This is a genomic window from Marinilabiliales bacterium (genome assembly GCA_007695015.1).
Taxonomy (GTDB): Bacteria; Bacteroidota; Bacteroidia; order Bacteroidales; family PUMT01; genus PXAP01.
In genome coordinates this window covers 78,078-95,789 of record REEN01000065.1, presented here as the reverse complement: position 1 = coordinate 95,789, position 17,712 = coordinate 78,078, and the positions used below count along the sequence as shown (strand labels likewise).

The window sequence follows — 17,712 nt, the reverse complement described above, 5'->3', positions numbered from 1 at the left end:
TTCCTTTTGTGTATTATTTTTTATCAATAGTTTCATAATTAACCGGGATTATCCCGTCTACCAGCTCTCCCTGCTTAATATACTTTTCAATTATCTCATCGGCCTTTTTCACGTCAACGAAACCATAGACGACAGGGTCCTGTCCGGGAAGCCTGACCTCAATGGTCGGTTCGGCATAGCAGTAGCCCATACAGCCGGTCTGGGTAACGATGGCCTCAACATTGCGCTTCTCAAGGTTGCCGGTAAAGAATTCCATTACATCCTTTGCTCCCGATGCGATCCCGCATGTAGCCATGGCTACCTTGACCTGCACCATACCCTCGGGGTGCTCGCTTTTCTCCCTGAGGGAGATCGATGACTGAAGCTGCTCCTTCATCTTCTTAAGGTCAGCCAGTGACTTTACTTTTGCCATATCCGTATTTTTATAGTTTTTAGAAATTCTGCAATCTTTTCAGGGATGACAAAGCTATCCCATTAAATATAAAAAATTAATGATTTTTATTATACTTTGTAAATTGTTGTTCAAGCTCGCCCAGATTCTCTGCGATCATCTCCTTCATATATCCGATCACTTTTGGCTCACTCAGCGGCACACCTTCCAGCACCTCTTTCACCTCACGGGTATCAAAGATATATTCAGCCTCTCCGTATTTGTGCCGGTAAACAAAATCCATTTCCGGATTGGCGCCTGCAAGCATGCTTATTACCCCTGCTATATCGCCTTTCGGCGGAAGGTCAATATGCGAAAGGCTGAAAACCGCCGTGACCCTGGTCCCATTGCCCGGTTCAGAGCTTATATCGATCCAGCCCCCGGCCTGAACCGCACTCTGCATCAGCAGTGGTATCCCCATTCCGACCCTTCGGGTTGTCCGCGACGTAAACCACGGATCAGTCAGCTTCTCAACAGTTTCGCTATCCATTCCGCAGCCGTTATCGGTTAAAGTCACCGTTAACCTGTCCGATCCGCGACACTCTTTTGTCTCAACAACAATCAGTTTAGCACCGGCAACCACAGAATTCTGGGCTATGTCAAGTATATGCAATGCTATATCCTTCATGGCGAAACCACTCTCCTTCCCCCTTCACCGGCCAGGGCCATTTTAATTTCGGAAAAACTTGCCTCATTCATTCTGAACAGAGAATGCACCCTCCCGATATCATCCGGAAAATGGGCATCAGAGTTCTGCAGAAATGTGAAATCAGACAGGTACGGGTTATCGCCGAGAAACTCCTTTTTCCCGGTATGCCTTGATATCTCGAGGGCATCTGCCTTTATACCTTCCGGCACAAAACCAAGCTGGCTGATAAGACTGTTCATGCCCCTGTTAATGTGTGCCGGTATGAACAGTCCGCCGAGACTGTGCACCATCTCCTCCACCTGATCAATATCCCTGTCTATTGCGTATACCAGCAGGTTTTCAACCTCGTCGAGAATATTATCATTTTCATCTACGACTACCTGGTGCCCGAACCTCCGGGGATCATTTCTGAAAGGGATCAGAGCGTCATCCAGGAATTCCTGGAAAAGTTTGAGTTGCCGGTCTGTTTCAAAGAACGCGAGGCAGTGGACCTCTTCCCTGGTGGTGACCTCGGCGCCGGTAAGCACGAAAATACCTTTCTCCCTTCCCAGTCTGCGCATCAGAGGCCCGTGCCTTGTTGAATTGTGATCGGTTATACCCAGAATATCTATCTTCTTTTCAACGGCATGGCTGATGATGTTTCGGGGACTCATCTCAAGGTCCCCGCATGGGGAGAGGACTGAATGTATGTGTAAGTCGGCCCTGTAATCATTCATTGTTGCCTGGTTTTTGCCTGGTTTTTCCCTGCCGTTACCGGAAGGCCTATTCCCTGTTCAGCAGGTTGTGAAGCTTCCCGGCCACATCGAATGCCTGCATTCCGGTCCCCAAAACCGGTATACCCTCCATGGCTGCCTGGCCGGCCATATCATCGTCGGGCACAAGCCCCTTGACAAGTATGATTGCCGCAAGATCCTTCAGAGATGCAACTGCGGTTACGTTCCGGTGCGTCTGAAGGGTGATCCATACCATACCTTCAGCAGCGTTACCCATCACATCACTAAGCAGGTCAGAAACATAACCGCCCGTAACTTTCCCGTCGAGGTTTTCTTCACCTGAGAACACCTTTAATCCAAGCTCTTTTACTATATCTGCAACTGTCATTTTTCTTCTGCATTAATTATTTTACAAACTGTTTATGCCTGACCATTTACTGCCGGGCCGGTATTTCAGCAATTCTTGTCAAGCTTGTCCCCTCCCCATACCTCTTTCATGATCCTGAGTGATTCCTCGCATGAGAGTATCCCCCTGTTCTCAAAGATACGCTGCACAAATACACACTGGTTTATCTTTGCATAACCCTGTACAATGTCCTCGGCAAATGCCTGGCAATTGGGCGAGCCGCAAGCGGCACAGTCCACATCAGGGAGACACTTGGTTATCTCTTCAACCCTTTTCAGCTTTTTCATGGCCTCCGACATATCCTCATCAAGCTTGAGCATTGAACGGGGCTCAATGGGACTGATGGTCATCTGCTTTTTCAGAAAATCTCCGGTCTCTCCGTGAGTCACATCATCCACCAGTTGTTCAGCCAGCTTCCTGAGTCTTTCAACTGTAAAAAAGCGGTTTGCCGTGGTAAGTACTCCGCCTGCACAGCTCTCATCGCAGGCCCGCAACTCAAGGAAGTCTATATCCATCATCTCCTCGTTCTCAAGTTGTTCCAAAAAATTGATCACATTGTGTATCTCGTCTATGGCAAGACTTCTTCCGGGTGCATGATCAGATTCTCCACCGGTAAGGCTCCACAGCAAAGATCTTGGTGTAAGCTGCCGTATCTCAGGCACTATGCAGGAATCACCTTTTTCCTGCCTGACCCTGGTATAGGCTTTATTGAATAAGAAATTCATGTTTATTACACCGGTTATCGGGGAATCTTCCTGGCCGACCGGACTTTTAACAGCGGCGATCTTGGCAGCACACGGTGTTATATAGAATATCCCTATATCATTGCCGTCATATCCCTCCTCAATAAGTTGCTCCCTGAATCCCAATGCAGATATGTCAAGAGGGGGCTTGAGATGGATCAGGTTCTCAACAAGTGCCGGGAACCTGACCTGTATAAGCCGCACTATCGCAGGACAGAATGCCGATATCAGGGGGCGGGTACCTTTATGCTTCTCCATGTACTCCATCATCACCCCATAAAGTAACCCGACCCCATGTTCAACCTCACATATATGGGTAAACCCAAGAGCAAGCAACTCACTGTGAATCTGCCTGAGCGAGACATTTTCAGGAAACTGCCCGGTAAGGACGGCAGGCATAAGGGCAACCCTGACCTTGTATTCAAAGATCCTGTTGAAGTCGTCCTGCTCGACAATTATTGCATTAACCGGACATACCCGGTAGCAGAACCCGCAATCAACACACCTGTTGTCAATCAGCACCGCTTTCCCGTTCCTGACCCTGATCGCTTCGGTGGGGCATATATTCATACAATGCGTGCAACCTATGCACACATCCCTGTCAATCTTCAGCGCATGATGGAAATCCGGTTTTTTCATAGTCCGCTTCCCCTTTATAAATATGTTACCATTACTACTCTTGTTCCCTTTCCAACCTCACTGGTAATTTCGAGCTTGTCAACATTCTTCTTTATATTCGGCAAGCCCATACCTGCTCCGAAGCCCATCTCCCTCACTTCAGGAGAGGCAGTGGAAAAACCTTCCTCCATTGCCCTTTCAATATCGGGTATGCCGGGGCCCTTGTCATCTATTTCAAGGCTTATCCTGTCACGGTCTATATCCACCCTCATAATACCGCTCCAGGCATGCGCCACAACATTTACCTCCGCCTCATAAAGAGCCACGACAACCCTCTTTATAATTTTCAGGTCAACATTAAGCTGCCGGAGCTTTTTCTTTACTTCGCTCGAAGCGTAACCAGCCCTTGAAAAGTTACCTCCTTCTATTTCATATTCAAAGTGCATGACATCAGTATACAGGCCCCAAACCGGCCTGATAGAGCAATCCGCTTGTTTTGAACATGGAATACCTGCACTCTATCAATTCTATTCCGCTTTCATTTGCCAGCTCAACCATCTCCGGACTCACCCTTTTGTTTCTTACAAATATAATACAGTTTATGTCAGCCATCTCAGCCGTACGAATAGTTTGCAGCGTTGCAAGTCCGGTAAGCAATACCACGTTGTCATTGCTTAGTGTCAGAACATCGCTCATGAGGTCTGATGCAAAAGCAAGATTAAAGCCATTGCTGCTTACCCCTCCTGTCGTTCCGTTCAAACCCGGCGCCGGAATTCCGTTACCGTTGCCCGTAACCAGCCTGCCGTCGATCGTATCCAGAATTTCCTGCAAAGTCATTAATAAAGTATTTGTTATGATCATTACTGTTAATTATTTCACACTACAAAAATAACCATAAAATCATAACGCGCAAATATTTTTGTGATTTATTTAACACTGTTATTCTTTTCACACATAATTTATAATCATTCTGCCTAGCAAGACTATAGCGCGCCTGTAACTTATCAATCTCATCTATTTTTAGCGCTGAAATACGAAACCTGCTGATTATAAAAAATCCGGCCTGCAGAGGACCGGTTTTCGGAGTACATTTATCTGTTGGCGCCCGTTGAGCTTTCAGGATCACTGCCATTATTAAGAAGAACCGGATCCTGTGGAGTTTACGTTTGCTGGTACCCGATTAGCTTTTGGAATCACAGCCACTCATCAGGAGGGCAGGATTCTGTAGTATATATGTTTGTTGGAAACTAACTTCAGAACACCCTTTTTACAATCTCAACTATATTGTCGGGACGGCTCATCGTATAGTAATGGATTGCAGGAACGCCTGCTCCTTTGAGTTGGGCCGACTGCATCGAAGCCCATTCTATGCCCAGACTGTAAACATCTTTATCTGATTTACAGGCTCTTATCTGCCCGGCCAGCTCCTGAGGTATGGTAACGCCGAACACATCAGGCAGTATATCAAGATGTCTCTTTATGGCTACAGGCTTAAGTCCCGGAATCACCGGCACGCTTATCCCGGATTCCCGGCACCGGCGGACAAACTCGAAATATACGCGATTGTCAAAAAACATCTGGGTAACAATATATTCTGCCCCTGCATCAACCTTCATTTTAAGATATTCCAGATCGGTCTTCATATCCGGCGCTTCATAGTGCTTCTCGGGATAACCGGCAACCCCGACAGAGAAAGCTGTTGGTGCGGGGTCGTTAATATAATTGTCAAGGTAGATGCCCCTGTTCATGTCCATGATCTGGCAAACAAGGTCGACTGCATGTGCATGTCCGCCCTCCTCCGGTTCAAATACACCTGTTTCCCTGTTTCCGTCGCCCCTGATAACAAGAAGGTTGTGAATACCGAGAAAGTCCAGGTCGATCAGGGCATCCTCGGTATCCTGCCTGGTAAAGCCGCCGCAAATAATGTGCGGCACAACATCAATACCGTACTTGTGCTGGATGGCCGCCGCTATGCCAACCGTACCGGGCCTTTTTTTCACCACCCTGGTCCCGCGTGTGCCGCCGGGTTTTGTAATGGTTACCTTTTCTTCACGGTGATAGGTAATATTGATACATGCAGGGTTGAATTCAACCAGCCGGTCTATCGTTCCGTAAACACTCTCTATACTGCTTCCCCTTAACGGGGGAAGCAACTCAAACGAAAGCCTGGTGCCGTTCCCTTCGTAATGCCTGGTAACTTTCATTAATTATCAAAATAATTAACAGATCCGGTCAGGGTAACCACCCCGACCGGTCTGCTAAAATAATATTATTTTATTATCAACAACTCTCAATCCCTGCAAATATGCCATCCAGGGTAAAATGCAATAATCCGTCTCAGGCAAGGTGCTTTACCTTTTCAAACCCCTGCTTCAGATCTGCGATGATATCATCCTTGTTTTCAATGCCTACTGAAAGCCTTATAAGTCCGCTCACCACTCCCGACGACCTTCTCTCCTCCTCTGTAAGCTGCTGATGCGTGGTTGATGCCGGATGGATGATCAGCGTTTTGGCATCCCCTACATTTGCAAGGTGGCTGATCAGCTGTAGGCTGTTTATAAGTCCGTCAGCTGCCCCGGTACCTCCCCTGACAAGGAAGGATAGAACACCACCGAATCCGTTTGTCAGGTATTTTTTGGCCAGGGAATGGTAGGGACTGGAAGGCAGTCCCGGATAATTCACCCTTTCAACCTGCGGATGTTTCTCAAGCCACTTTGCAACAGCCAGTGCATTGTCGGTGTGCCTCTGCACCCTCAGCGACAGCGTTTCAAGTCCCTGCAGCAAAAGAAATGCATTGAAAGGGCTCAATGCGGCCCCGTAGTCACGCAATCCCTCAACTCTTGCCCTTATGCTGAATGCAATATTTCCGAACGGACTGTCACCGCCAAAAGCCTCCCAGAACTTCATTCCATGATACCCCTCCGAGGGTTCCGTGAACTGGGGAAATTTACCGTTGCCCCAGTTGTAGTTACCGCCGTCGACAATTACCCCGCCCACAGAGGTGCCATGTCCTCCTATCCATTTGGTGGCGGACTGCACTACGATATTTGCGCCGTGTTCCAGCGGCCTGAACAGGTAGCCGCATGCACCGAATGTATTGTCAACAATCAGGGGAATATCAAATTTCCTTGCCACTCCCGCAATTGCTTCAAAGTCGGGAACATTGAATTCGGGATTGCCAATAGTCTCAAGATAAATGGCTTTTGTCCTCTCATCAATCACCTTCTCAAAATCGCCTGCCCTGTCGCCGCTCACAAATCTGACACCTATACCCAGCCGCTTGAACTGGACCTTGAACTGGTTATATGTGCCACCGTAAAGGTAAGAGGTGGATACCAGGTTGTCGCCTGACTCCAATATGTTGGTCAGTGCAGTAAACTGAGCAGCCTGGCCCGATGCTGTTGCAACGGCAGCAACTCCCCCCTCCAGGGCGGCTACCCTTTTTTCAAACACATCGGTGGTAGGATTCATTATCCTGGTATAGATGTTCCCAAACTCTTTCAGCTCAAAAAGTGAGGCTGCATGAGCAGCATCTTTGAAAACGTAAGATGTGGTCTGGTATATAGGTACGGCCCTTGACCCTGTAGCAGGGTCAGGCACCTGCCCTGCATGCAGCTGCAGGGTTTCGAACGAAAGTTTCTTTTCTTTTTCCATGATTGTTATTATTAAAGTACAACAGATGTAAGGTCTGAATGGTCCTGAAGTAAAACTTGCCTGTCATTGCCGAAGAAATAGCTGTGCGTAGCCATGACTGCCCTGTTGCAGTCATTTTCCTTCACCACGAAATAGATGGCAGCCGTCGATGCGCCTGCTGCAATAATCTCAACATTGATATTCTCAGCTGCCACTGCCTGGAAAGCCCTGGCGGCAACTCCGTGCCTCTTTGTTATGCCTTCACCGACAAGTGCAACCAGTGCAATATCGTTTATTGTTTCCACATCGCTTATAAGTGACGGGGCATTGACCTTTACTGCCCTTGTTGCCTTTTTCAGGTCCCCGCTTTGCAGCAGGAAGCAGATGGCTGTCTGCGATGTAAAAACCGAAGAAATATTAACCCCCGCTGCATCCATTATCCCGGCTGCCCTGGCCAGGATGCCGGGTTTGATCCCGACACCCGGTCCCTTTAACTTCAATACCGAAAAGTGCCGGCTGAAAGTTATGCTTTTGGGACTGGTAAAACCATTGCCCGGATCAGGCCCTATGAGTGTTGCAGGCTCACCGGAGGGCGAACCTACGTTAAACACCCTTACCGGTATATTTTTGGGTTGGAGCGGCTCAACCGTTCTGGGATGCAGGATCCGTGCACCGAAATATGAGAGCTCGGCAGCCTCACTGTAGGAGAGTAGTTTTATGGTTTGAGGATCAGCTACCACCTTGGGGTCTCCGGTCTGAAAGCCGTCAACATCCTTCCACACATCGAGGCTTGAAGCATCCAGGAGGTACGCAAGCGCCGCAGCCGAATAGTCGGTTCCCCCGCGGCCCAGAAGGGTTATCTTATCCTCATCCGAAACACCGTAAAAACCCGGGACCACAAAATAGCGGTTGCCGGCAAAATGCTTCCCTACCTTTTTGGCAGATTCCTTCAGAAGGATGCTGGATGAACCGAATTCGCCATCTGTAACCAGTCCGATATGCTCCGGCAGCCGGAGAACCGAATCGAGTCCACGTGAAACCATTACTCCGTTAAATATGACAGCGCTTATCCTTTCTCCGAAACTGAGAATTGAATCATGAATGCCCGGGGGCAGTTCACCAATCGCATGAATACCCCTGTAGAGATCAGAGAGCCTGTCCAGCAGGCACTGTACCTCCCTTCCGGTGTCGGCAGCAACCCGGTCATCATCAATATTCAGCTTTATCTGTTCAAAGCAGGAATCGGTCAGAGCCTCAATGCTTCCGGAAGGGAGTTTACCCGAGTCAGCCGCCTCAAATGCTGCCTGCCTGAGCTTGTCAGTTACCCCGTAAAACGCTGATAATACGATCACACAGGGCGTGTTGTATTGTTCCGCAATCCCGGCGCATCTGCCCGGGTCATTTACTGTCTGGAGGTTTGAACCTCCGAATTTAATTACCTTGTAAGACATGACAATATGATTTATTAATTGGAAGTCAGGAATAACATAATCGCCCCCTTACCGGCAGCCTTGGCCGGGAATAAGGCTTATCCACCCTTGTTAAGGCTGATATCAGGAAAGCATGCTGCGCATGCAGCGCATAAACATATGCTTCGGGATGAGAAGCGGAAATTGCGGTATATGTACAAATGCAGGAACCGGGGCGGTTGGTCGCCCTGGCTTGTAAAGATTTAAACTGTAACCTGAATCGTTCATGATCTACGGTTTTGGTTTATAATCCCCCCTGGGGGGCAGGTATTAGCACCATTTCTCCGGTGAGAGGGTTGCTAGAGCTTCAACGAGCCTGTTCTCTCAGCTCTTCTTTATAAATCAAACCCTTTGAAAAACGGGAATGAAATTTTACAGCTGTAAAAGTAATTGTTTTCAACAAAAACCCAAAACATCACCGAAGCTTTTTTATATCCCACTTTAATATCATCCGATACCGGCTTCTATGAAATCAGGCTCCCGATGTTTTTCAAACCTTTAAGATCTGCAGCAGATAAAATTCTTTTACCTGCACTGTACCTGGCCTGAGGTTTGTCCCTCAGGTTAAAATCAAGGCTCATAGACTGGGCGTATGCCCCGCAGGATAGTATCTGCAAAAGATCACCGCGGGAAGTTGCCGGTAAAAGGATATCCTTCCCGAATACATCGGTCGATTCACAAACAGGTCCGACAACATCATACAGTTCCGGGTCACCGGAAGAGTTGATATTCTTTATGCGATGTGTTGCCTGGTAAAGGGACGGCCTCATAAGTTCGGTCATTCCGGCATCGGTAATAACAAAGTTTCTCCCGACTCCCTGCTTGGTATAAAGCACTTTTGTAACGATCCTTCCACACTGTCCTACCAGACTCCTGCCCAGTTCAAACCGCACATCTGTCCCCGAAGGCAGATCAAGGGTGCCATTAAATACAGCAAAAAAAGAGCTGAAATCAGGTACCGGATGCTGCTCAGGATCATTGTAATCAATCCCAAGGCCACCTCCCAGGTTCACCATTCTTCCTCCGTATGCCTCTATCCCGAACTCCTTCCAGATGCTGCTGACCCTTTCACAGAGCCTTCTGTAAGGCTCCAGTGATGTTATCTGGCTCCCTATATGAAAATGAAGCCCCATAAAGTCAACACAATCAGAACCGGCACAAATTTCAAGAGCCTTCCTGAGGTGCGGGAGACTTATACCGAATTTATTCTCGTTAAGTCCGGTAGTTATATACTGGTGAGTTTCCGCTTCAACCGATGGATTCACCCTTAATGCAACCCGGGCTCTCATCCCGTATAAATCAGCGATATACCTTATCACTTCAAGCTCTTCGACAGATTCGACGTTTAAGCAGAAAATGCCTTCGGCAAGTGCAAGCTTTATCTCGTCATCAGTCTTACCAACCCCGGCAAAAACAATTCCACCAGGAGAAAAACCATATTCAAGTGACCGGCGTATCTCATTGCCGCTAACACAATCGGCACCAAGGCCCATATCCCTTATTACCGCCGATACCACCGGATCATTGTTGGCCTTTATAGCATAGTGGATAGAATACCCGTAACGGGCTGCACCTTCTGCTGCTTCTGAGACTGTCTTCTTCAGAAGGTCAAGGTCATAAAGGTAATATGGTGTTCTTAATCCTGTGAGATCATCCATCTGTCACCAGCTTTAGAACGGCTCCCGAAAAGGAATGTGTTGAGTGACCGTAAAATATCCCTGACCTGTTCTGCGGGAACAACAACGGTAATATTGTTCCTGCTCCCGCCGTATGATATCATACTTACGTTAAAGTGCCTCAGAGAATCAATTATCCGGCCGGCCCTGCCGGCATGTTGCTCCAGCACATCGCCCACAACACATACTATTGCCTTTGCGGATTCTGTATCCACTTTCCCCAGTTTTTCAAGCTCCGGCAGGATCGCCGGGAGGCACGTGTCATTATCTATTGTAACCGACACCGAAACCTCCGATGTGGTTATTACATCAATAGGAGTCCTGTGCTTTTCAAAGATAGCAAATATCCGGCTCAGAAAACCATATGCATTAAGCATCCGGTCTGATCTGACCCTGATCACTGTTATTCCGTCCTTCGCCGCAACAGCAGTGATGCCCTTCCTTACCGGTCCCGACCTGATCAGGGTGCCCGGGGCATCCGGCTCCAGGGTGTTTTTGAGCTGAACAGGGATATTATTAATGCTGGCCGGCCATACGCATGCCGGGTGAAGTATCTTCGCACCAAAATATGCCAGCTCGGCAGCCTCGTCAAACGAAAGTTCCCTTATGGGGAATGTATCATCCACAAACCTGGGGTCATTGTTGCGCACACCATCAATATCGGTCCATATCTCAATGGTTTCGGCTTCCAGGGCTGCCCCGGCAAGAGTGGCCGTATAATCACTGCCCCCCCTCCTCAGGTTTGAGGTATTACCTTCGTGATCAAGACAGATATAACCCTGGGTCAGGAAACGTCCCGACGGATTATCACCAACGACAGCGGAGAGCCTCTGTCTCATATCCGTTACCGAGGGTTCACCGTCACTGCCTGTCACCGTAAAGTCAAGAGCATTGAGCCATGTTACCGATATGCCACATGAATTAAGATAAAGGGCGAATATTTCTGAAGTGATTATCTCACCACGGGAAAGCAGCCAGTTTTCATTATGGATACTGTAATCTTCACCAAGGCGGCCGGTTAACATTTCAAAATGACCGGAAACAATGGAGGTCGCCTCCAACGTAGCCTTTTCATTGTCAAACAGGTCGTAGCATGTCAGCTCAAAATGCTTTTTAAGCCCGGCAATAATCTCCGCAACCACTTCCCGGTTGCCAGCCTTCCAGTGACCGGATATATCAACGAGCGAGTTTGTTACCCCGCTCATAGCCGAGCAGATGATGAAACTTTCATCCCTTCTTTTGATCAGTTCTGCTACCTGCCTTATTCTCTCTGCATTTCCGAGGGAAGTTCCCCCGAACTTCATTACTATCATAATACTTTAAACGGTAAAATTTCCTGCAAAGAAAACAAAGCAACCGTTCATTGTAAAATATATTTCACAATTTCACTATTATTAAACTTATTGTTAAAATTTAAACATTGAAGAGCGTCTCCTGAAGAGATAACCAGGATTATGTTTTGGCAGGTGACCAGTCAAATGATATATATTCCATATAATGTTTTGGAAGGTGACCGGGCAAAAAGGCGTCTGTGCAGGATAATTTACTCATTGCTGAACGTCATCTGCGAGTAGCTCTGTACCGTTAAAGGGAAAGAGGGCGCTATCTTCAGGCTTGTCGAGGTAAACCATGTCTCCCTCTTCCAGCCCCTGTTCGACAATCACGAAATTCTCATTCGAATCGCCTGTTATCACTACCTGCCTCGTTCCGTCACTGTGGTATACATATGATATCCCGTCCTGCTCATGGAGTGCAGCCAGGGGAATATATTCAACATCATCGTACGAAGCGACAACTATTGAATTGCTTGAGGTCATTGCAGGGCGCAGGACATAGTCAACCCGGTCAATATGCACCAGTACCTCAAATACCTTTGCCTCAGTGCCGGGCAGCTCCTGTCCCACATTTGAAACTTCCACAACCGTGCCCGAATATGTGCGTCCGGGATATGAATCCACCCCGATCCTCGCCGGCTGTCCGGGTGCAACCCTGGTCACGTCTATTTCACTGACCCATGCACGCGAAACCAGGGATGTCAGGTCAGGCATCACGGCTACCGTGAGATCACGGGGATTTATATTTGAACCGACAGTTCTTTTCTGGCCGCTCCATTCACGGTGATAGATCACCATACCCGACTGCGGGGCGGTTATAACAAACTTGTCCATCACATCTTGAAGAGCCCGGAAGCGCCGTATGCGCCGTTCAAGGTTCAGGGCTGCCTCTTTTACTGTCCCTGAAGCCCTTTTCTCATAAAGAACATAATTTACCCTGGCCTGCTCAAGATCCCGTATCGCCCGATCAAGGTTTATCTCAGCCTGCCTTATAGTGGCGGGCGGCTCATAGGCCGACTGCTCAAGGATCAGCCTTCTCTCTTCGACAGCATGTTCAAGGTTTATAAGCTCATCACGCCTCCTGCTCATCTGGATTGTTGTATCTAATATTGCAGCATTATACTGCGCCTCTTCCCTCAACATCTGATCCTCGAGATCCCGCAATGACAACTCTGCTTCGGTCCTGTCGAGTGTAGCCACCCAGTCGCCCCTGTTGACCTCTGAACCTTCTGGTATAAGATCCTGGATGGGAATACCCCTGAGCCTTATATTCCGGCTCTGCAATTCGCGTGGGGCCTCGATCAGAACCTGGTTTTCCGATTCCAGTTCCCCGGTTACGGTAACAAGTACCTCAAACCTTCCTCCCGGAACCTCAAAAAAATTATGTTCACTACTGTCACTTCCTGTAGTCAGAAAAACTATCATTAACACCAAAAGAACTGAGATTCCTGAACCGATCGCAATATTTTTCCTGGTGATCTTCATTTTTGCTGGTTTATTTTATATAATTTCAATTTCAACCGGCTGGCAGGACCGGATCAGTAAAATGTACCCAACCGTTACATCATAATATGTATAACGACATGGCTCCGGGAAGATTGCCCCGGAACCTGAAACTGCCTAGTCCCATAAGTCCGGTATGCCACCGTATCCCCGTGCACGGGCAGGTGGCCTGTCAAACGGTTCAATGGCGCCCGAATGGACGTCAAACAGCCTTTTCGCTGTAGCCGACATAGCTTCCACCTGGTATGGGTAGGGCCGGTCGGTCACATCCACCAGTCCGCAATTATAATTCTCACCATCGTACCCCCTGCCGGTCAGGTCCTGGTCAGCCCATTGAAAATAAGCGGTGCCTATAAGTCCAGGATGTGCATATGCCCTCTCGGTATAGTACCGGTAGGCTGTACCGCGTTCTTCCTGGCTGTCAACCTGCCAGAGCGCCTGTGCCATGCCCCTGTCCACCGTCCCGAAATGATACTCACCTATGATCATCGGTAGGCCCGAAACCTCAAGTATCCTGTCCATGGTCTCCTGTGGCGGGTAGAGGTCGTAACAGTTGAAGCTGAAGACATCAAAAACGTTGGCGCATATCTCAAGTATCTCCCGGTTTGGCACACCGCCAAAACGCATCCCCAGGTTGAGATGGCCCGGACTGTGCCGCTTAACCGCCTCGTCGACCGTTTCAAGAAACATCCTGAAAGTCTCATATATGAACTGCTCCCTTCTTTCGGGCGTGTCGCCGTTTTCAAGGTATCTTACAAGCTCCTGCCTGATAGCCCTCTCCTCATCAAGTCCCAGTATGATATCGCAGAGCCTCTCCTCGTGGCCCAGCCATGCCGGCTCATTGGCAGTAAAATAGCCTATCAGCCAGGGATTGTCTTTGTAGGGTTCTGTAAACCTTCTTACTGATTCATCAATCCGCCCGGAAAAACCATCGGCATAAACATCGGCAAGCCCCATAAGCTCCCCCTCGATCCCCAGTCCCCGCAACTGCAGCATGAAGGCCTTACGGTTGCGGTTTATGACTTCTGCGGAAGACCAGTTTCCAATGGTATTGATGCCCCACCTCTCCATGCGGGTAAAAATGTTTTCGATCGACTGCTCCATATGGTCAGCACCGTACCTGCGATAAAGGTTCCAGGTGCCGAAATTTGCCACACCGGGCCTTCCGGGGTCAAACCCCTTCCCTTCCGGGGGAAGTTCGCCAAACATATTCCTGCGCTCATTGATCCTTACTGCGTTTCCGCCGCCTCCCGGACTAACGCAGTTAACGGCAACCGACAAAAAAAGGTAGCCCTCCGGATCGACGAACCACCACCGCCCGTTTATCTGCAGGGTGCGAAAGAAACCAGTGCCTTCATCAATACGGGCGTAGCTGTATCCGCCATATTTAGAATAGCCATAATCGCCAAACGGGTTTCCGGAACTGTCTTCAGCCTCCCATTCTTCTACAAGCTGCTCCTCAGAATAGATCTTCCCCTCCCAGTCACCCAGGTTCCACTGCCCGAATTTGTCCATTACAGGAACATCTCCAAGATAGATATCGCCCGGATCTTCAACATGCAGGGAGACAGATCTGAGCCTCAGCACCTGGTCGCCTATCGGGGCCCTCATCCGGATACCTATGGAATCGACTCCCCGCAAGGGGCCGCGCCGTCCCCCCAGGTTTATCCAGCCGGTATTGCGTGGCTGATTATACGTGCCGGCAAGATCGTGCCAGGCTCCGGGGGGTTCGCGGTAAAACCTCAACGGTATGGCAAGCCTGCTCCAGCCGTTAGCCGTATAGCTCATCACCCTGAGCTCATTGTAACCGGTTTCGGTTGTAAACCCTACATGAAATCTCTGTGGCGTTGTTATCATGAACTCCAGCACGACATACTCATACCGGTCCCAGTCCGCCGGCAATCCGGGGGAAATATCCTCCAGGGCGAACATCCTGCCCGATACCTCCCGGCTGCTGTCAAAAACTATCTCAACATAATCGCTTTTGCACGATACCATTGCAATAAAGGTGACCAGCAAGGCCCAGACCCTCACTTTTTTAACGTTGGGCAGAATATTGCCTTTTTCTGAATTTTCCATAAAACATGCAGTTTTTATTCCCTGTGATAATTTATTTGCTATCAGATCGTGGCGGTTCGCTTTTAAGTGCCCGGCTGACGGCACCGTCGAATGAGTAAACATCATCATACCAGTAAACATGCCCGTCAGCGGCCCTGGCCGTTATATAAACTATTTCGGCAGGCACAGTCCTGCTGATGTCGATTATTAGATTTTCTCCCTCTTCTATCTCCTCCTCAAGCCTTTCCATTGTCCACTCCTTATCGTGTTCAAGCAACCATTCAGCCAGCCTCAGGGGATCTTCAACCCTTATACACCCTGAGCTCAGGGTACGCTTATCGCGGATAAAGAGATGACGGTCAGGGGTGTCATGCATGGTTACATAGTAAGGGTTAGGAAGCTCTAATTTAATATTTCCCATCTGGTTGTACGGTCCCGGCTCCTGTCTTATGATATAGGGAAACCCGTTATCGAAATCACTGTGCCAGTCCACCGAATCCGGATCAACCACAGAGAAGTCTTCACTAAGCACTTTCATATTACGGCTTTCGAGGTAACCAACATCCTGCCTTATAGCAGGCAGGATATCATCTTCAAGCATACCGGGAGGGACTATCCAGTAGGGGTTGAGTTCAATCCATTTTATTGCCGATGCAAAGACCGGTGTGGGCCTTTCATCGGTCCCCACTATTACCTTCAGGCTGAATTCAGGGTTGCCTTTTTCCAATGCATACAATTCAAAAGAAGGTATATTCACCCTTAGGATACGTTCAGGCATATCTGCCGGCATCCATCTCCACCTGTCAAGGTTGGCTTCAATTACATCCATCAGGTCGTACAACGGAATATTCATTGCAACAATGACCTTTTCATCAACAATTCCGTCATCCGGAAGTGAGTGACGCCTCTGGAACAGCTCAACCTGTTCCAGCAGCGGCCGGTCAAACAGCTCTTTGTCCATGCTGCCGCCGGCAGGATCACCCTGCTCTGCAGCAAGCCTGGACCTGAGCCGGGGAATATCAGGATGCCTCATGCCTTTTTCAAGACTATCCAGGGACGTGCTGAAATGATCCCATCCACCTTCTTCACCGATCCCCCTGTATTTTTCAAGTGATGACCTAAGGTTGCGGTATTCATTATGAGCGGGAAGCAGAGAGAGAAGGTTTTCCTCAACCTGCATATTTATCAGGCTGCTGTCGACAAAATGCGGCCAGTATATAACTGTCTCAGCATCCCTGACATTCCAGACAGGAAGGAATTCCCGGCGATCTGTCTTGCCACCGGCAAAGTGGGCGGCAAGAGTAAGGAATGCATCGGTAAGCAGAATGTCAAAGACCACGCTATCTGCAATTTTTGCCTCTCCCGCAAGCATAGTGTCAAGCAGATATTCAAGGGTGTCGATATGATAATCTTCCGGGTTAAGACCCTCCCTGTATGAGTATCTTACAGTATTGATCAGCTGGTCAATATTTTCCAGGTTATCCCATTTGGCACGTAAAAGGCCTTCTTCCCTTACATATAGCCGGGCAAGAATTACAGGATTGAATACTGCATTTTCGTATAGTCCGTCAGTATCATCCTCAAAATTTACCAGGTAGCCCTCCATGATTTCCGAAAACTCACGGGACACCCTGCCGGGGTTGCATCCAGCCAGCAACAAAAGCACCGTGAGCAGGGTCACCGCCGTTGGCAGCACTATCCGCGCCACTCTTTCAGTATTTCCTGAAAATAAGGATTGCATTCAACGATCATTTATTTAGTTAATCCGGTCAGCCTTACTAAACAAAGAATGACTTTCCATATTGATCTGTACTGTCCGCCACATACTTACGCGGAGGCATACCTGCTCATCAGTGATTCTCCATGCTGATATGTGTTATTCGCCACAGAAATGCCCGGTTATCAAACCCCTTCAACAATGATCATTCCGGTAGTTGCCGCTCTTTGCCGGATCTCCCTGGCAAATGTGTATTGGTCGGATTCCCACCACTCCCTGGCACGTTCGACAGATGGAAACTCCAGAACAACTATCCTCTCAGGGTTCCAATCCCCTTCCAGGTTTTGAACCCTGCCCCCGCGGGCAAGGAATTTTCCTCCGTATGCCTTCACCGCAGCCGGGGTATGCTTTTTATATTCCTCATATTCGCCGGGATCGGTTATCTTAACATCAACTATCACATATGCTGCCATAATGATTATTTTTGAGGTTGGACAGATTATTACATTCTCAAAAATATAACCTAATTTTGAGAATATATAATTACCCGTGATAAAAGGTCTGTTTATGGGAAAAGCGATAGTAAAACTCAATATTGCCACATACGCCTATGAAGAGTATGTTGTGGAGGTCCCCTGCAAGAAGGATGATGTTGAAGAGATAATCATTGCCAGGGCCTGGAAAATGCTCAAGGAGCAGGAAGGGGGATCGCTTCCTTACGGCCACCGCAATGCTGAGATTATCAAACGAACCGACTGAACTG

At 48.5% G+C, this 17,712-nt stretch carries 18 protein-coding genes and 1 riboswitch; of the genes, 1 reads left to right on the top strand and 17 read right to left on the bottom strand.

The features are described from left to right. Positions 1-13: 13 nt before the first annotated feature. From EA408_09750 to EA408_09670, 17 genes are all read right to left on the bottom strand, one after another. Positions 14-412 (bottom strand): (2Fe-2S) ferredoxin domain-containing protein, encoded by a 399-nt coding sequence (locus EA408_09750; protein ID TVR71271.1) that lies wholly within the window; start codon positions 410-412, stop codon positions 14-16. A 76-nt stretch (positions 413-488) separates the two neighbouring features. After that, complete coding sequence (locus EA408_09745; GenBank protein ID TVR71270.1) at positions 489-1,058, bottom strand: ATP-binding protein; 570 nt, start codon at positions 1,056-1,058, stop codon at positions 489-491. Continuing rightward, complete coding sequence (locus EA408_09740; protein ID TVR71269.1) at positions 1,055-1,795, bottom strand: PHP domain-containing protein; 741 nt, start codon at positions 1,793-1,795, stop codon at positions 1,055-1,057. Before EA408_09740 ends, EA408_09745 begins: the two co-directional genes overlap by 4 nt. Positions 1,796-1,841: 46 nt before the next feature. Continuing rightward, positions 1,842-2,180: a serine kinase gene (locus tag EA408_09735; protein TVR71268.1), complete on the bottom strand. Its 339-nt coding sequence runs from the start codon at positions 2,178-2,180 to the stop codon at positions 1,842-1,844. Between the two features lie 65 nt (positions 2,181-2,245). Beyond that, complete coding sequence (locus EA408_09730) at positions 2,246-3,580, bottom strand: 4Fe-4S dicluster domain-containing protein (GenBank protein TVR71267.1); 1,335 nt, start codon at positions 3,578-3,580, stop codon at positions 2,246-2,248. A gap of 14 nt (positions 3,581-3,594) precedes the next feature. Next, complete coding sequence (locus tag EA408_09725; protein TVR71266.1) at positions 3,595-4,005, bottom strand: anti-sigma regulatory factor; 411 nt, start codon at positions 4,003-4,005, stop codon at positions 3,595-3,597. A 4-nt stretch (positions 4,006-4,009) separates the two neighbouring features. Then, positions 4,010-4,420 (bottom strand): hypothetical protein, encoded by a 411-nt coding sequence (locus EA408_09720; protein ID TVR71265.1) that lies wholly within the window; start codon positions 4,418-4,420, stop codon positions 4,010-4,012. Positions 4,421-4,439: 19 nt separating this feature from the next. Then, entirely contained in the window at positions 4,440-4,691 is a 252-nt protein-coding gene (locus EA408_09715; GenBank protein TVR71264.1) for a hypothetical protein, read from the bottom strand. 121 nt (positions 4,692-4,812) lie between these two features. Beyond that, positions 4,813-5,763 carry a methylenetetrahydrofolate reductase [NAD(P)H] gene (locus EA408_09710; GenBank protein TVR71263.1) on the bottom strand — a complete coding sequence of 317 codons (951 nt, stop codon included), beginning with the start codon at positions 5,761-5,763 and terminating at the stop codon, positions 4,813-4,815. A 133-nt stretch (positions 5,764-5,896) separates the two neighbouring features. Continuing rightward, positions 5,897-7,213, bottom strand: a complete 1,317-nt coding sequence (locus EA408_09705; GenBank protein ID TVR71262.1) for an O-acetylhomoserine aminocarboxypropyltransferase/cysteine synthase — start codon at positions 7,211-7,213, stop codon at positions 5,897-5,899. Positions 7,214-7,224: 11 nt separating this feature from the next. After that, positions 7,225-8,643, bottom strand: a complete 1,419-nt coding sequence (locus EA408_09700; protein TVR71261.1) for an aspartate kinase — start codon at positions 8,641-8,643, stop codon at positions 7,225-7,227. A gap of 259 nt (positions 8,644-8,902) precedes the next feature. Next, a riboswitch (SAM riboswitch) is annotated at positions 8,903-9,005 on the bottom strand. Between the two features lie 120 nt (positions 9,006-9,125). Beyond that, positions 9,126-10,319, bottom strand: a complete 1,194-nt coding sequence (gene lysA, locus EA408_09695; GenBank protein TVR71288.1) for a diaminopimelate decarboxylase — start codon at positions 10,317-10,319, stop codon at positions 9,126-9,128. Further along, a complete protein-coding gene (locus tag EA408_09690; protein TVR71260.1) occupies positions 10,298-11,650 on the bottom strand; it encodes an aspartate kinase in 1,353 nt (450 codons plus the stop codon). The genes lysA and EA408_09690 overlap by 22 nt, the downstream gene beginning before the upstream one ends. 234 nt (positions 11,651-11,884) lie before the next feature. Next, positions 11,885-13,156, bottom strand: a complete 1,272-nt coding sequence (locus tag EA408_09685; GenBank protein ID TVR71259.1) for an HlyD family efflux transporter periplasmic adaptor subunit — start codon at positions 13,154-13,156, stop codon at positions 11,885-11,887. A gap of 135 nt (positions 13,157-13,291) precedes the next feature. After that, positions 13,292-15,253 carry a hypothetical protein gene (locus EA408_09680; protein TVR71258.1) on the bottom strand — a complete coding sequence of 654 codons (1,962 nt, stop codon included), beginning with the start codon at positions 15,251-15,253 and terminating at the stop codon, positions 13,292-13,294. Between the two features lie 31 nt (positions 15,254-15,284). After that, positions 15,285-16,973, bottom strand: a complete 1,689-nt coding sequence (locus EA408_09675) for a hypothetical protein (protein TVR71257.1) — start codon at positions 16,971-16,973, stop codon at positions 15,285-15,287. Between the two features lie 161 nt (positions 16,974-17,134). Then, entirely contained in the window at positions 17,135-17,422 is a 288-nt protein-coding gene (locus tag EA408_09670) for a DUF1330 domain-containing protein (protein TVR71256.1), read from the bottom strand. Between the two features lie 94 nt (positions 17,423-17,516). On the opposite strand from EA408_09670, the gene EA408_09665 reads away from it, so the two are divergent. After that, positions 17,517-17,708 carry a hypothetical protein gene (locus EA408_09665; protein TVR71255.1) on the top strand — a complete coding sequence of 64 codons (192 nt, stop codon included), beginning with the start codon at positions 17,517-17,519 and terminating at the stop codon, positions 17,706-17,708. The last annotated feature ends 4 nt before the right edge of the window (positions 17,709-17,712 follow it).

Excerpts from the sequence above, each read along its gene's own strand:
- EA408_09750 (TVR71271.1), bottom strand. The coding sequence starts at position 412 with ATGGCAAAAGTAAAGTCACTGGCTGACCTTAAGAAGATGAAGGAGCAG.
- EA408_09745 (TVR71270.1), bottom strand. The coding sequence starts at position 1,058 with ATGAAGGATATAGCATTGCATATACTTGACATAGCCCAGAATTCTGTG.
- EA408_09740 (TVR71269.1), bottom strand. The coding sequence starts at position 1,795 with ATGAATGATTACAGGGCCGACTTACACATACATTCAGTCCTCTCCCCA.
- EA408_09735 (TVR71268.1), bottom strand. The coding sequence starts at position 2,180 with ATGACAGTTGCAGATATAGTAAAAGAGCTTGGATTAAAGGTGTTCTCA.
- EA408_09730 (TVR71267.1), bottom strand. The coding sequence starts at position 3,580 with ATGAAAAAACCGGATTTCCATCATGCGCTGAAGATTGACAGGGATGTG.
- EA408_09725 (TVR71266.1), bottom strand. The coding sequence starts at position 4,005 with ATGCACTTTGAATATGAAATAGAAGGAGGTAACTTTTCAAGGGCTGGT.
- EA408_09720 (TVR71265.1), bottom strand. The coding sequence starts at position 4,420 with ATGATCATAACAAATACTTTATTAATGACTTTGCAGGAAATTCTGGAT.
- EA408_09715 (TVR71264.1), bottom strand. The coding sequence starts at position 4,691 with ATGGCAGTGATCCTGAAAGCTCAACGGGCGCCAACAGATAAATGTACT.
- EA408_09710 (TVR71263.1), bottom strand. The coding sequence starts at position 5,763 with ATGAAAGTTACCAGGCATTACGAAGGGAACGGCACCAGGCTTTCGTTT.
- EA408_09705 (TVR71262.1), bottom strand. The coding sequence starts at position 7,213 with ATGGAAAAAGAAAAGAAACTTTCGTTCGAAACCCTGCAGCTGCATGCA.
- EA408_09700 (TVR71261.1), bottom strand. The coding sequence starts at position 8,643 with ATGTCTTACAAGGTAATTAAATTCGGAGGTTCAAACCTCCAGACAGTA.
- lysA (TVR71288.1), bottom strand. The coding sequence starts at position 10,319 with ATGGATGATCTCACAGGATTAAGAACACCATATTACCTTTATGACCTT.
- EA408_09690 (TVR71260.1), bottom strand. The coding sequence starts at position 11,650 with ATGATAGTAATGAAGTTCGGGGGAACTTCCCTCGGAAATGCAGAGAGA.
- EA408_09685 (TVR71259.1), bottom strand. The coding sequence starts at position 13,156 with ATGAAGATCACCAGGAAAAATATTGCGATCGGTTCAGGAATCTCAGTT.
- EA408_09680 (TVR71258.1), bottom strand. The coding sequence starts at position 15,253 with ATGGAAAATTCAGAAAAAGGCAATATTCTGCCCAACGTTAAAAAAGTG.
- EA408_09675 (TVR71257.1), bottom strand. The coding sequence starts at position 16,973 with ATGCAATCCTTATTTTCAGGAAATACTGAAAGAGTGGCGCGGATAGTG.
- EA408_09670 (TVR71256.1), bottom strand. The coding sequence starts at position 17,422 with ATGGCAGCATATGTGATAGTTGATGTTAAGATAACCGATCCCGGCGAA.
- EA408_09665 (TVR71255.1), top strand. The coding sequence starts at position 17,517 with ATGGGAAAAGCGATAGTAAAACTCAATATTGCCACATACGCCTATGAA.